The sequence below is a fragment of the Vulcanisaeta souniana JCM 11219 genome, assembly GCF_026000775.1.
Lineage (GTDB): Archaea > Thermoproteota > Thermoprotei > Thermoproteales > Thermocladiaceae > Vulcanisaeta > Vulcanisaeta souniana.
In genome coordinates this window covers 1,541,719-1,556,089 of the sequence record NZ_AP026830.1, presented here as the reverse complement: position 1 = coordinate 1,556,089, position 14,371 = coordinate 1,541,719, and the positions used below count along the sequence as shown (strand labels likewise).

The window sequence follows — 14,371 nt, the reverse complement described above, 5'->3', positions numbered from 1 at the left end:
TGAAAGAAAACAATTTAATTAGTAAACCCAAGGTGGTGAACCCGTGGTGGCACTGTTTAAGTGCATGCCGAACTGTGGTTATTGTTGCACAATATCGCCGGTCACCGTGTTTCCGCACGAGGTAATAATACTGAGTAAATTAGCTGAGGAACTCGACGTGAACGACCTAACCTTCAAACCTGGCTATGTAATAACGGATATTAAGAACGACGTCAGGGTGGCCCTGTCATACCTAATGCAATTGAACGAAAGAGGGATCTGTCCATTCCTCGACCCTCAGGATAAGACCTGCAAGGTGCACTCCCTCTATAAGCCATTAACCTGCAGATCCTTCCCGTACCTACCCAGGGTAGTTAGGTACATAATAGACCCGGAGTTGAAACTTGTCGACTTCACCGTGGAATTCGTAGTATCAAGTCTATGCCCAGTTATTAGGAACAATTACACCCAGGAAGACTTGGAAACGATGATGAGCAACACCAAGTTAGCAATTAAGGTAATGCCAAAGGAAGTAGGCGCCGCAGAGGAGGCCATTAAGGCCAGGAGGATGTACGCTGATACACTAACGGCATTATGGAGAGCGGGTTATGTGGAGCTACGTGGAAACAACACCAACAATACCAACTGGCCCATAGTCAACGCCTTCGACTACATCAGACAATTCATCCCACACATAACACTGGACAATTTCGTACCAGACGCTAAAAAGCATATAATAAAATAGATACATGACTTAAGTCCGTGTAAAATTAGAGCTTTAGGCCCGTGGACCCTGGGCGGGGCAATTTAGGCTTGTCATCGCCTTGGCTATTAACCAAGCTTTTTCAATGTTTTTCGTTCATTGCCTCCTCATGCACCCTCCTAAGCACCTCGCAAACCTTTGCAACCAGCTCTGGGCATTTTTCGATTTCGTCCTGGCCTATGTAGATTACAAACCTTTTACCTCGCTGGGATGGCTCGGTGTTATAGCCCGCACTCCTGAGTCTTTCCTGAACTGCCTTGACATCCTCAAGTCTCCTGCGCACAATACTAAGCTCCACATAGCCATCACATATGCGCACGCCCATCCACACACCATCAACGATTTCAATTATTGACTTACCCTTTGGCCTAACCCTCGCATTGGTCAGCGTTATCAAGTTCCTGAGTTTATCCGCATCAAATAATTGACCAAGATCCTCAATCATTGCCCTAATCAACGTATCACTGAGCCACTTCTTGACGAGCTCAACGGCCTTCGAGGAACAAATTCTTATATTCTTTTTATGCCCACCATTATTAACTCCAAAGCTGAGAGCCTTCATCCTCCTGACAATATCCCTCCACAGCTCGTACTTCGAATTGCCAATCGCCAGCGTAATACTCCTCCTCTTAATATCGACTGTACCATCCTCCGAGAATCGCAAGTAACAGGAAAATCGCAAACTTGTCATCATCAAATTTGAGAACTTCCTCGATGACCTTGGTCTTGTTTTCAATCTCATCCTTATGGCTTCTCGCTGATTTTATCTAACCATTAATTAAGTGAGTTAATGGCGTTGTCGAAGGGCTCGCTTGAATCGCTTAACAGCACGTCTCTGTGCCTCTCGACCCTTCCTAGGAACTCGCCTATTAACATCATAACCTCCTCGATGATTCTTGGGTCGCTTACTTGGCTCATCGCACCCTAATCGCTTCTTGCCCTTAGCCTTAATGCCCACCGAATCCTCAATGGCTTTATCGTCTCAAGAACCATGAGACATTCACAGGACTAAATCCCCAACAAGGCTAATAAACCACTACCGATTCAGTGCTAAATTCAACTAAGCGTGTAATTGAAAATAACAAGCACCAAAACCATAAACCAAGGCGCAACAAAACAAACGCAAAGGAGAGGATCAATTCATAGGCAGGAGTTGATGAGTAAGTTACGATTAATGGAACTTAAGATCAACGTAAAGGCAGGCGACTTAATCCACAGGTTTAAAGCAAATACGGGCAATACATCTTAGGCAGTACAAACACATGCCCGCACTTACCACAGTATGTGTCGTATATCTTACTATTCCTCAGACCATCTCGGAACTTGGATATATCCCAGGTGATGAGGGGATTAAATCTGTGATCGATTATCCGATATCGATTTAGAGAAAGATTTATATTTAGGGCGTAGACCGCCTACTTGACCATTATGGAAACGGCCATTAAGGCAATAAACCTAGCGAAACGTTATGGGAACTTCACAGCCGTTGACCACATAAACTTTGAGGTATATTATGGAGAGATCTTTGGATTTTTAGGGCCAAATGGTGCCGGTAAAACAACAACAATAAAAATGCTAACCACAGTAACTAGGCCAAGTGATGGCACAGCAATAGTAAATGGCTATGATGTAGTGAAACAACCGGCTAAGGTTAGGGAGAGCATAGGTGTTGTTCCCCAGGAATACACGGCTGATGAGGATTTGACGGGTTGGGAGAATTTGATGCTTGTTGCTGCATTGTATGGAATACCCAAGAGGGAGGCTGGGGAGAGGGCTGCTGAGCTGCTTGATTTGGTGGAGCTTTCCTATGCGGCTGATAGGAAGGTTGAGACGTACTCAGGTGGTATGAGAAGGAGGTTGGAGATTGCCATGGGCCTTATTAATAGGCCTGCCATACTCTTCCTGGACGAGCCCACATTGGGCCTTGATGCCCAGACGAGGGCTGCCATTTGGGATTATGTGTATAGGCTTAGGAGGCAGTATGGGATGACCATATTCATGACCACGCATTACCTGGAGGAGGCTGATAGGTATGCGGAGAGGGTTGCAATTATTGATCATGGTAAGATACTTGCCATCGGCACACCGAAGGAGCTAAAGGAGAAGGTCGGTGGTGATATCGTGACGATTGAGATTAATGGTGATATTAATACTGCCAGGAAGATTGTGGAGAGCATTGAGGGCGTTACCGGCGTTACTGTTTCGAATAATGTGATAACCTTTAAGGTGAGGAGCGGAAGCACGGCAGCCCCCATAATACTTGAGGCACTCAATAAGCTTAGTATTAGGGCTACGAGCATAACAATCAAGGAGCCTACTATGGATGAGGTATTCCTAGAGTTCACGGGCAAGAGACTTAGGGATGAGGAGAGTAATTCAGAGGATTTCATGAAGTTTAGGAGAACCGTGGCGAGGGCCAGGAGGTGATGAGTCATGGCAGTGAAACTACACCCACTGCATGGGCTTTGGGCATTAACCAATAGGGAGTTGGCCAAGTGGTATAAGGTGCCCGTCATATTGATAATCTCGTTGATACAACCAATTGTTTGGCTTGCTTTCTTCGGTAAATCCATGAACTTCGCAACCATGTTCACAAGTGGACTTAACATTCCTGGATTGAACATACCTAAGCAGGTAATTGATGAAGTCGCGTCTGAGATACTCAAGGCCAACTTCGGTACCACGGACTACTTCTCATTCCTTGCCGTGGGCATGCTATCATTCATAACACTATTCACATCACTACAGAGCGGCATGAGTATCGTGTGGGATAGAAGACTTGGTGTCCTGAGTAAGTTGTTAACGACGCCAGTACCTAGGGGCAATATAGTGATGGCTAAGGTGCTTAATTCCGTGATTAGGTCCCTTGTTCAAGCCACAATAGTCCTAATAATAGCCATACTACTGGGTATGAAACTAAACCCAGGAATTAACCCACTGGATATAGTGGGTGCATATGCGGCATTAACATTAATGTCCATGGGCTTCGCATCCCTATTCGTAACACTGGCTCTTAGGTCAACCTCCTGGGAATCACAGATGGCAATAATGAACCTACTAAACATGCCACTAATGTTCGCAAGCAACTCCTTCTACCCAGTTAAGTCAATGCCTTGGTGGCTTAAGCCAATTGCCTACGTGAATCCACTGACCTATGTAAATGACATCAACAGGCAATTACTACTTGGCGTAACTGGGTTTAACCTACTTATGGACTTTGCGTACTTAATAGCCTTCGCAGTAATATTCTCGGCAATCGGCATAGTATTATCCTGGAGATATCTATCGGAAACTTAAGTTTTAAGTAAATAACGTTAAAACGTTTTAAGGGTTACCTCGAGTACGTACCCATGTATTCCGCTGTACCAATTATATTGTTCTTTATGATCCTTAAAACCTCATCCTTAGATGCCCTCTGCTTGATGCTTGGTACCGTACTTAATGCATACAACCTAAAGAAGTACCTGTGAGATCCGTGTCCCCTGGGTGGACATGGCCCGCCATAACCAACCCTACCAAAATCATTTAACCCCTGTATGCCAATCCCCTCAACAGTGGGTGTCTTTGGCACGTTCTCAGGTAATCCCGTCCTGTCCGGTGGTACGTTGTAAAGAACCCAATGCGTAAATACACCTATTGGGGCATCTGGATCCTCCATTATCAAGACCAGGGACTTAGTACCTGGCGGGATACTTGACCATTGTAATGGTGGACTCACATCAACATCATCACACGTATATTTCTTTGGTATTCGCTCACCGTACTTAAAGGCTGGACTCATTAATGTAAATGACATACATTTACTTTATCCCTTCATGGTTTATTAAATATTACGTAACGAATACTGCATTTAACACGTTCAATAGTAAAGTTATTAAGATAGAGAGGTAAGGTGCTACCAATGACCAAGATAAAACTACGTAGTGAAGATAGATACGCAGGGGTCTTAAATGCGCCGCACAGGGCATTCTTAAGGGCCGTAGGCTTTACAGATGAAGATATAGGAAAGCCGCTCGTTGCCGTTGCTGTTGCATGGAGCGAGGCAGGCCCCTGTAATTTACATACACTGCAATTGGCCAACCACGTCAAGGAGGGAGTACGCAGGGGTGGCGGTTCCCCATTAACCGTACCAACCATAGTTGTTAATGACAACATAGGCATGGGAACCGAGGGAATGAGATATAGCCTGGTGAGTAGGGAGGTCATTGCCGACACCGTAGAGGCCCAGGTCAATGCTCATGCATTTGACGGCTTCATAGGCATTGGCGGCTGTGACAAAACAACACCCGGTATTTTAATGGCCATGGCAAGGCTAAACATACCAGCGGTTTACCTATATGGCGGTACTGCAGAGCCTGGCTTCTATGGCAATTTGAAGCTCACCATCGAGGATGTTCATGAGGCCGTCGGCGCCTACCTAGCAGGCAAGATATCAGAGAATGAACTCTACGAAATTGAGAAGAGGGCCCACCCAACTTATGGAACCTGCGCAGGCTTGTTCACAGCCAACACAGTAGCAGCACTATCTGAGGCACTAGGTATGGCACTCCCTGGCAGTGCCTCGCCGCCAGCAACATCAGCCAGGAGAGTTATGTATGCAATAGAAAGCGGTGTGGCGCTTATGAACGTGATCGAGCTCGGCATAAAGCCCAGGGACATAATGACCTACGAAGCCTTTGAGAACGCAATAACGGTATTAATGGCGATGGGCGGCTCAACAAACGCAATCCTTCATTTACTAGCCATTGCCTACGAGGCTGGAGTTAAATTAAGTCTTGATGATTTTGACAGGATATCAAGGAGGACCCCATACATAGCAAGCTTGAGACCAGGTGGTGATTATGTAATGGCGGACCTAGATACGGTCGGCGGAGTCCCGTTAGTCATGATTAAGCTATTAAAAGCCGGTCTACTCAATGGTAAGGTACTTACGATAACCGGTAAGACACTAGAGGAGAATTTAAGGGACTATAAATTCCCAAATGTACCGCATGAGCATATTGTTAAGGATGTTAGTAACCCAATAAAGTCCTGGGGTGGCATTAGAATACTTAAGGGTTCTCTAGCACCCGAGGGAGCGGTCATTAAGGTAGCAGCTACAGAATTAATGAAATTCGAGGGAAGGGCAAGACCATTTAATAGTGAGGAAGATGCCTTCCAGGCCATTAGGAGGGGTGAGATTAAGCCTGGTGATGTCGTGGTCATTAGGTATGAGGGTCCTAAGGGCAGTCCTGGAATGCCGGAGATGCTTAGGGTTACTTCAGCAATAGTTGGGGCTGGGTTGGGTAAGGATGTTGCGTTGGTCACTGATGGCAGATTCAGTGGTGCTACACGAGGATTCATGATAGGCCACGTCGCGCCCGAGGCGGCAGTTGGAGGACCAATAGCAATTGTCGAGGATGGTGATAGGATACTCATAGATGCCGAGAGTGGTCGTTTAGACCTTCTTGTTCCTGATGAGGAGATCAAGAGGAGGTTAAGGAACTGGCAGCCACCACCGCCTAGATACACAAGGGGACTCTTGGCTAAGTATGCTTCCTTAGTTACGTCTGCATCCATGGGCGCCGTAACACTGCCAAAAACCTAATCAAAAACTAATGATGAACTAATTGCTTAATTATGTTTTCAATACCCTCATCTTTAAGGACCCAGTGGTTGAATTTTATTATTACCTTAATTACGTCGTCACCATCATCAAGCCTGGCTATGCCATTATATGCCAACTGCTTGTTAAACCTCAGGTATAATTTACCCTCTTCAAACCTACTATCTATGCTAACCAGTATTATTTCTCTGTCCAATTGGTCAATTATCGTAAGTATGTATTGAGTGATCTGTAGCGCGTCATCGCCCTTAAATTGAGCTTTTATAGTATTTATGTCATTACCAAAATGCCCCTGTCCCTCCCTCCTCACAATACCTGGGTTCTCCCTGTACCTTGGCGGTAATAGATTGAGTAATGCCTTAACGACCTTTAGCTCGCTCTCTGTGGCATGTACGTGTGTACTCAATTCAATGTGCTCCACTGGATTCATTTCCGGATAACTAAGGAAGTAACCTCTTAATAATCCTTAGTTAGGACTATCCTAGGTACCTTGCAATGCACTGTTTGTTTTAATTCCATCAATTCCTCATTACTTAAATCCCCAGACCATGCTTCCGTCGTCATGTACATATCCTCATCCTTAACACCCCTGATCATTGCACACATGTGTAATGCACAGACCTTAACATAAACATACCTCGCATGAAGTACCTCCTTAAGCTCATTGACAAGCCTGGCCGTGAACCTCTCCTGAAGCATGGGTCTCGCGGCTAGCCACTTAACGTACCTAGCCACCTTACTTAACCCAGGAACCTCACTATTGAGTGGTTCGTAAGTCACGGTGACTGTGCCCATGACTGGTAATAAGTGGTGTTCACATAATGATGTGAACTCAATGTCATTAACGGTGATACGCCCAACATACTTACTATCCTCCATGGGGAAGAATTTAACCTGAGGCGGTGGTTCCCTTAAGCCACGGGTTAACTCAAGAAGGGCGCTTATGAACCTCCTAGGTGTCTCCCTTAGACCCGGCCTATCTGGATCGTCCCCCAGAAACTCTATTATCCTACTTACGTATTTTTCTGCATCCATCATCGAATCATTACGGTTACTACGCACAAGAGCAGGCGATTAATACCCCCTATTTAAGGAAAACACTCATGCCTATTGAAAATAATTAGTAACGAAATTTCCTTATTAATATTAATATCAGCATTATTGATACTGCAATACCCATTATTAAAAAATAACCATAGTAACCATTAACTACAATGCCAATAGTCCTAGGGCTTTGTGTCTCATTGCCCTGGGCTGTAGTCGCATTTATAAGTTGCAATAGGTACTGTGTGTTCACAATTGACGGCATATTAATTATGAAGGTCTCCTCCACAGTAACATCAGTACTAACATTAGTCTCATTGATACTTACGTAACTAAGGTATTGCTTCGCCAATGTGTTCAGTACGGTTTCCTCGACCTCGTCATTAACAATCATGCTTCTAATTTCCTCCTCATAATTGTTTACCTGGGCCATGTATGATAACGCCCTTGTTTGATATGATGATATGCTTAAGTATGTGGCCAATAATTGATTAGTCAAATTAAGTAACTCATTGTGGAGCAGGTATAGGTTATTCGATATGCTTATTATTAGCGTCTCACTTTCATTGGCGGCTGCTATTGCGTAGTTTAGACCGTTAACTGCCTGATTGACCTGGGCCTGTGTTGACGTTAGTTCATCCTGGACAGCACCGAGCCCATTATATAACTGGGTAAGTGCCGTTAGTGAGCCCTCAAGTTGGTTTATTATTGTTATGGCATTATTTATTTCACTGATTAAGGTTGCATTATTGGTGGAGCTCTCTATTTGGAGTAGGTCTTGCTTTAACGTATTTAATTCATTGATATAGCTCTGTTGATTATTAGCAATGGGACCCAATAAGCTCCTTATTTGGGAGATCACGCTTACTTCAGTACCCAGTATCTGCCCCTCCGTTGAAAGCGCAACCTTAAGCTCAACAAGTTGAGCCTGGAGTAGGCCTTCGACCATTAATGTTGAGTTTATTAAATATGCAGATGCACCAAGTACCTGGGCTGTTTGGTTAAGTAGGGCTATTAATTGAAAGAACTGTGTTGTATAGTTGCTTGACAAGCTTGAGGCGTTAATTACGGTACTGGAGAATGACACTAATTGATTGAGCGTTGAGTTTAGGCTGTTTATTGACTCGTTTAATGCCTTTATCGATTCATTTAGGTCAATACTGGTCTGGACAGTTATTGGGTTTATCCTTATGCTGTGCCAGGGACCCATGTTCTCGGTGATCATGTTTAAGGACATGGATGTCACATTCTCTGTATTGAATAACCAATAGTCAACCTCGTAACCCAGTAAGTCCTGGGTTATTGTTGGTGTAATATTATATTCATAAAATAATCCTGATTGCCTTGTTAATGTTATCGTAGTCACTATTGGAAATGGTAACTGATTGGTGGTGTTTATAAATATCTCAACATTAGTGCCCACGTTACCATTAACCACGGTTGAGTTCACGCTTGATCCATTAACAAGTACCCCGTAGTCCAGGGTAGCTATGGGGAGTAATGTGTAAACAGGCTTAAACCTGACATCGAGAACCTCCTCTGAGTATGGCCGTAATGTTATTATCCAGGTTACCATGTTGTTATTGATCGCAGTGGCCGCTGGTGACGTGTATATTACGCTGGAGTATGGTAGGATGCTCATTGAGACGTTGAGCGGTATTGAGCGTGGTTCATTGTTGTATATTGACAGAGTGTATTCAATGTAATAATTGTTCACTTGCCCATTAGGATTTAGGTAGGTTATGTAATTAACCGTAAAATACGCATTCAATGACTCACCCGCGTATGCAATGCTACTCATGGCCAGTAACCCCGCGAGAGCCAGCGCTATTAGGTACTTAATGTTCATTGATAGCGCCTAATTAATTTCGCTTAATTAATCTTTATCACCTATTACATCGTTCATTATTTTTCTCTTCCTCTCTATTTCGCTTATATCCTCACCCAGTCTCATAATCCTTTGTTCCTCAATATCGAGTATCCTAAGGTACGACTTAATCACGGCGGACCGGTCAACCCTCAATTTACTAAATTCCTCCTTTATCCTGGCAAGATCGCTCTCCTGCATCACCCTACCACCTCTAAGGTAAATAATCCTGCTACCAATTGATGCGACTTCCATGTTATGCGTGGCAATAACGAAGGTAACCCCAATAGTCTTGTTCAATAGCCTAATTAAATCAAGTATTAGAAAAGAGCTTGCCAAGTCAATGGAGCCTGTTGGCTCATCCATTATTATGAACGATGGATCGTTGGCAAGGGCCCTCGCAATTGCAACCCTCTGTTGCTGGCCGCCAGACAATTGACTTGGCTTATTATTCATGAACTCAGCAACACCAACGAGATCCAGGAGTAACCTCGCCTTCTCCCTTGCCTCATCTTTTGTGTATTTACCAGTTAGTAACATGGGTAGCATAACATTCTCAAGCGCGGTTAACTGGGAAACTAGGTTGTATTGTTGAAATACAAAACCGAGTTTCTCAAGCCTAAACCTGGATAGGTAATCCTCATCTACGTCCGTGACATCAACACCATCTATAATAATTCTACCACTTGTTGGTTTATCGAGCGTGCCCATTATATTCATGAGCGTGGTCTTACCTGAACCACTGGGCCCCATTATTATCACAATTTCTCCTTCCTTGATTGATATATTTACGTCAATTAACGCATCAACATAAACACTACCGCCTATATAATACCTCTTGCTTACATTAATGAGCTTAACGACTTCTTTATTCTCCATCACGAGGAATGTTATTTAATAAGGTTAAAATGCCTTATGGCGAATGGAGGGAAGGGACACATTGTCACTTCTAATAATTGTGGCGTGGCTCATCGTAATGATTTACCTAGCGCATTACGCACTCCGTGTCTTTGGCGTGCTTACATATGATGAGACGCAATTAATGCCCAGTAATATAGAACCCATTATAGTGAGTAACCTAGTCAATAAGTACATAGGTACCTCAAACGAGACCACGCTTGTGGTTGTCGTTAAGTTGGATGGCAATGAAACGGTGGAAAGCAGGTTGAGTTACGTGAATAATGCCGTTAATGCCATAGATGCGCCAAGTATATCTGTGATGGACCTATTAACGGCATATAACAGCGTTTATACGATTTACAACGAAACAATAAGTAGGTTCGCCATGAACGTAATAAGCAACGAAACACCAGGTATATGGAGCCTCTACTGGAGGTTAAATAATGACTGCTCAACAATACTAAGCCTAAACAGGGAGTATTATTCCAGGGTTTTTAATATAACTAATAATATAGAAAGTGATTTGAACGCAACCATTAATTACGGGCAAATACTATATTACGAAACAGAAAATTACTACCTAAGAAACTATCCCAATGCATCATTAACAGAATTATTTGTATTATCAACAAGGAAGTACATGAGTGAGTATGGATACAGTGAGTACATTAATGTACTAGCCAATGAAACGCTCAATAAATTGGAGGTCGCCGTAGGGAATGAACCAACGCCATATGCATTAGCTACCGAAAACATAACGGGCATATTATTAACAAGCTATGAGGAAATACTCCAAGAGACATACCCAGGACTTAACCCAGTAAGTAATGTGACTGGTTATGTCTATCAGTCACTCATAAACAGCAATGCCAATGCAACACTACTTAGGATCGCCATACTAATAGGCCCTAATACAAACCTAAACCTGCTTAGACTTATCCTGATCCAGGAGTACACCAACGCAACACCACCATTACTACTGCCATACATGTACCAATTAACATGCAATAACAATCCCTCTATTGTTTATTCAGTAATTTATGAATTGAACCGCAGTGTCATAAATGTCCTGGTGCAGGAACACCCACCACCAAGTATGCTTGACCTACCCGATAACATAACGCAAAAATTCCTAAACGGCACCTACACAGTGGCCTTTATAACATTGCCGAGTAGTTACGAGGATACCATTTATGACTTGCTAACGAGAAAGGATTGGACATACCCAGTTAGTACTGATGTCATTCTTTACGAGCTCGAGAGAATGGTTACCAGCGACGTAAACATAATCGACAAGACCACATCCGTCCTTGTATTCATCACAATGATTTCAATGCTAGGCACACTAATTGGCCCAGTAATGTCACTAATAGCACTTGGATTAACCTACCTAGCATCCCTTGGACTACTCTATAATTGGGCAATACACTTCAAGCTTTATTACCTAACCGTTTACATGATCGCGCCGATAATCTTCGGCATAGGCGTTGATTATAGTATGCTAATGCTCAGCAGGTACCTGGAGGAGAGGATCAGGGGGCATGGCAAGAACGAGGCGCTGCGCATTGTTTTATCCAGGGTAAGACCAACAATCCTCGTCAGCGCATCAGTTGTTGGATTTGGGCTTGGTAGCTTTGCCATCTCGAGGTATGGTTACATACAGGACATTGGAATTGGTTTCATAATAGCAGTGTCGCTCACGATAACAGCAACTGCAATAATATTACCTGAAGCCATGAGGTTGCTCGGTGACGGGGTATTATGGCCCATGGGGTTAAGGGCTAAGTCCGTTGAGTTAAGGACTGCCTTTCTCTCGAGGATGGCTAGGTTCGCCGTCGATAAACCAAGGACTATCGTAGCTATATTCCTGGCAATAACGGCTCTGGCGCTCACGTACTTAATACTAAATATTAAGATAACCACTGACCCAGTGCAGGTAATGCCAAACACGCCGGCTAAGGTCGGACTTAGCTTGCTGCTCAATTACTTCAGGGATTATGACTATTCGACCGCGTATTTAGTGGTTTACGGCAATAAATCGGCTGCATTGTCATTACTCAACGCCATCAAGGGGCAGGACTATGTAATAAATGCGGCTCTTTCATACAATGGTTCTAACATGTACATAATAACTGCCACGGTTAACCAGCAATCGTTGTCCGACAAGCTCATACCAATATACCTAGGGCTAAGGGAGGTGGCCAATGAGGTGGCTAGGGAGTATGGGGTTAAGGTGTTGATCGGGGGATCGCCTGCGGATAAGTACTACTTCGTGCTTGGCTTTGAGCGTGAGTACTATGGTCTCATACTCTATGTAATGATCGCGATAAACATTGCCATACTCACTATATACATGAGGTCTATAATGATCCCACTGAGACTGGTGGCTACAGTTCTCATGAGTATCACTTGGTCATTGGCACTGACAATATACGTATTCCAAGGCTTACTGGGGGTAATGACCTACTGGTTACTACCAGTTATCTTAATTTCGCTCCTGCTCAGCGTGGGTACTGACTACGACCTTTTCATAATAAGCAGGTTTAGGGAGGAAATCAATAATGGATTAAGTGATAAAGATGCGATCGTCAAGTCCATTGAGGTAACGGGGCCCGTTGTAACCGGCGCAGCCCTCGTACTTGCCATGGCCTTCGCCTCCCTGGCACTATCAAGCATTTACATACTCAAGCAGGTGGCTCTTGCCGTGGCCTCCTCAGTAATCATTGATTCATTCATTGTCAGACCATTACTCGTACCAGCAATAATAGTTCTACTCGGTAAGTGGAATTGGTGGCCATTCTATAGTACAACCATGATAAATGCAGTTAAAAATGAACCTCTTTCCCCTGAATCCAGACAGCGTTAATTACCCATGCCGAGCTTTAATGCTTGCTCCGCATTTTAGCCTTTTACGCCACATGAAACCTCACGTTAGATTAATAAGAGACAAGGGAAGTAATTTTAAAGAGATTAGTGAATTACCCTATATGGGAAGTACCTACGTTGTTTATTTGCCCTGGCTTGTGCGTCTTGAGGATGGAAAGAGGTATAGAATACCTCTTAGCCTAATAATGAGGGGTTCGAGAACTCACATATTCATTATCAAGATACCTCCTTATAGGGTGCATGATGTAGCCATGGGGTTAATCAACAAGGGCTTTAGACAAACAATGCTGGCAGTGAGTAGAGGTGAATTATATAGTTTGGTTATGAGGATTTATGGCCCGTGGGAACTCCATGCAAGGATCTTTAATGACGGTGTAATAGAAGCTGAGACCGAGATCAGCAGGGAGTATGTGCAACACCTCATTGGCCCTAGGTTTAATATTGTTTATGAGATTTACGATGCTCTAAGGCATTTCGTTGACGAAAGGATGGTGTGCATCAAACCAATGAGCAGATGCATTAGTGATGTTATTGAGAATGTGAGGATAGAGTTGGAGGCACCCAGGGTCCTGGTTCCCTGGAAACCCATTGTGGCCATGGTTCCATCAATGGCAATATTGCCTATTATAAGTAGATTCTCTTTTCTTCACTTTCTACACTTGAATAATCATTCTGACTAGTTACGATCAATATGTTACAGCTATAACAGTATTTATTTAGCCTTAATGTGTAAATAATATTATTTCAATTACCTAATATTTATATTTCTTCAATTACTAATAAGTATAATGAGTTCGCCGGAACCAAATACCATAGTTGGTACACCGGGTAGCGCAGATGTTAAAGAAATTGTTAGGTACATTGCCCATATAATAGCATCAGCCCTAGACGTAAAAGCAAGTGACTGCTTGTTGAAGAATTACGGAACAATAACTCTAAATGCCATGCAACAAGTGCTTAAGTTATTCCCCGAACTATCAACTGAACTAAACGCGCTGGCAAGTAAATTCACCGCGATACAGGAGGCCAGTAGGAAACTCGTTGGGATAAAGGACCCGGGGCAATACGCAGATGCCGTATTAACGATCTTCACAACATACAATGTTGACCCAGGGATCTATGGAATCTTTGCTGCAATTCAAGCAATGGAGGCCGCAAAAATCTGTAGTGACTCTGACGCAAAGTTCTTCCTAGTAAGAACTTTGTTGGCTAGTTCACTCCCGAATAACCTGTATAGATTATTACTCGACTACCTTAGCCTAGATCACAACTTCCCAATAAACCTATTGAAGGCATTACTTGAGACAACACAGTAATAAATGCTTGG

14 protein-coding genes are annotated in these 14,371 nt (G+C 43.5%); 7 read left to right on the top strand and 7 right to left on the bottom strand.

Annotated features, from left to right (window positions below; translation table 11 throughout):
- The first annotated feature begins 46 nt into the window (after nucleotides 1–46).
- Nucleotides 47–724: a YkgJ family cysteine cluster protein gene (locus tag Vsou_RS08370; RefSeq protein ID WP_229709896.1), complete on the top strand. Its 678-nt coding sequence runs from the start codon at nucleotides 47–49 to the stop codon at nucleotides 722–724.
- 100 nt (nucleotides 725–824) lie between these two features.
- Here Vsou_RS08370 and Vsou_RS08365 read toward each other — a convergent pair whose 3' ends face one another.
- Together Vsou_RS08365 and Vsou_RS08360 are read right to left on the bottom strand one after the other, a co-directional pair.
- Entirely contained in the window at nucleotides 825–1,484 is a 660-nt protein-coding gene (locus Vsou_RS08365) for a hypothetical protein (protein WP_054844067.1), read from the bottom strand.
- 32 nt (nucleotides 1,485–1,516) lie between these two features.
- Nucleotides 1,517–1,660, bottom strand: coding sequence for a hypothetical protein (locus Vsou_RS08360; RefSeq protein ID WP_188603745.1), 144 nt, complete (start codon nucleotides 1,658–1,660; stop codon nucleotides 1,517–1,519).
- 507 nt (nucleotides 1,661–2,167) lie between these two features.
- On the opposite strand from Vsou_RS08360, the gene Vsou_RS08355 reads away from it, so the two are divergent.
- Both Vsou_RS08355 and Vsou_RS08350 read left to right on the top strand, forming a co-directional pair.
- Nucleotides 2,168–3,169: an ATP-binding cassette domain-containing protein gene (locus tag Vsou_RS08355; RefSeq protein ID WP_188603800.1), complete on the top strand. Its 1,002-nt coding sequence runs from the start codon at nucleotides 2,168–2,170 to the stop codon at nucleotides 3,167–3,169.
- Nucleotides 3,170–3,175: 6 nt separating this feature from the next.
- Nucleotides 3,176–4,039 (top strand): ABC transporter permease, encoded by an 864-nt coding sequence (locus Vsou_RS08350; protein WP_188603746.1) that lies wholly within the window; start codon nucleotides 3,176–3,178, stop codon nucleotides 4,037–4,039.
- 34 nt (nucleotides 4,040–4,073) lie between these two features.
- On the opposite strand, the gene Vsou_RS08345 is transcribed toward Vsou_RS08350, so the two are convergent.
- Complete coding sequence (locus tag Vsou_RS08345) at nucleotides 4,074–4,538, bottom strand: YbhB/YbcL family Raf kinase inhibitor-like protein (protein WP_188603747.1); 465 nt, start codon at nucleotides 4,536–4,538, stop codon at nucleotides 4,074–4,076.
- 105 nt (nucleotides 4,539–4,643) lie between these two features.
- On the opposite strand from Vsou_RS08345, the gene ilvD reads away from it, so the two are divergent.
- Nucleotides 4,644–6,329 carry a dihydroxy-acid dehydratase gene (gene ilvD / locus Vsou_RS08340; protein WP_188603748.1) on the top strand — a complete coding sequence of 562 codons (1,686 nt, stop codon included), beginning with the start codon at nucleotides 4,644–4,646 and terminating at the stop codon, nucleotides 6,327–6,329.
- 7 nt (nucleotides 6,330–6,336) lie between these two features.
- Here the strand turns inward: ilvD and Vsou_RS08335 are convergent, their stop codons facing one another.
- The 4 genes from Vsou_RS08335 to Vsou_RS08320 all read right to left on the bottom strand — a co-directional run bounded on the left by Vsou_RS08335 (nucleotide 6,337) and on the right by Vsou_RS08320 (nucleotide 10,137).
- Nucleotides 6,337–6,777: an RNA-binding domain-containing protein gene (locus tag Vsou_RS08335; protein ID WP_188603749.1), complete on the bottom strand. Its 441-nt coding sequence runs from the start codon at nucleotides 6,775–6,777 to the stop codon at nucleotides 6,337–6,339.
- A 26-nt stretch (nucleotides 6,778–6,803) separates the two neighbouring features.
- Nucleotides 6,804–7,385, bottom strand: coding sequence for a GTP cyclohydrolase I (folE, locus tag Vsou_RS08330; RefSeq protein WP_188603801.1), 582 nt, complete (start codon nucleotides 7,383–7,385; stop codon nucleotides 6,804–6,806).
- A gap of 82 nt (nucleotides 7,386–7,467) precedes the next feature.
- On the bottom strand, nucleotides 7,468–9,240 hold the full coding sequence (locus Vsou_RS08325) for a GumC domain-containing protein (RefSeq protein WP_188603750.1): 1,773 nt from the start codon (nucleotides 9,238–9,240) through the stop codon (nucleotides 7,468–7,470).
- 27 nt (nucleotides 9,241–9,267) lie between these two features.
- The gene (locus Vsou_RS08320) at nucleotides 9,268–10,137 is read right to left on the bottom strand and encodes an ABC transporter ATP-binding protein (RefSeq protein WP_229709898.1); all 870 of its coding nucleotides are present in this window, start codon (nucleotides 10,135–10,137) and stop codon (nucleotides 9,268–9,270) included.
- A gap of 43 nt (nucleotides 10,138–10,180) precedes the next feature.
- Between Vsou_RS08320 and Vsou_RS08315 the strand changes: the two genes are divergently transcribed.
- From Vsou_RS08315 to Vsou_RS08305, 3 genes are all read left to right on the top strand, one after another.
- Entirely contained in the window at nucleotides 10,181–13,024 is a 2,844-nt protein-coding gene (locus Vsou_RS08315) for an MMPL family transporter (protein ID WP_188603752.1), read from the top strand.
- Between the two features lie 121 nt (nucleotides 13,025–13,145).
- Nucleotides 13,146–13,724: a hypothetical protein gene (locus tag Vsou_RS08310; protein WP_054844097.1), complete on the top strand. Its 579-nt coding sequence runs from the start codon at nucleotides 13,146–13,148 to the stop codon at nucleotides 13,722–13,724.
- Between the two features lie 108 nt (nucleotides 13,725–13,832).
- On the top strand, nucleotides 13,833–14,360 hold the full coding sequence (locus tag Vsou_RS08305) for a hypothetical protein (RefSeq protein WP_229709899.1): 528 nt from the start codon (nucleotides 13,833–13,835) through the stop codon (nucleotides 14,358–14,360).
- Nucleotides 14,361–14,371: the final 11 nt, after the last annotated feature.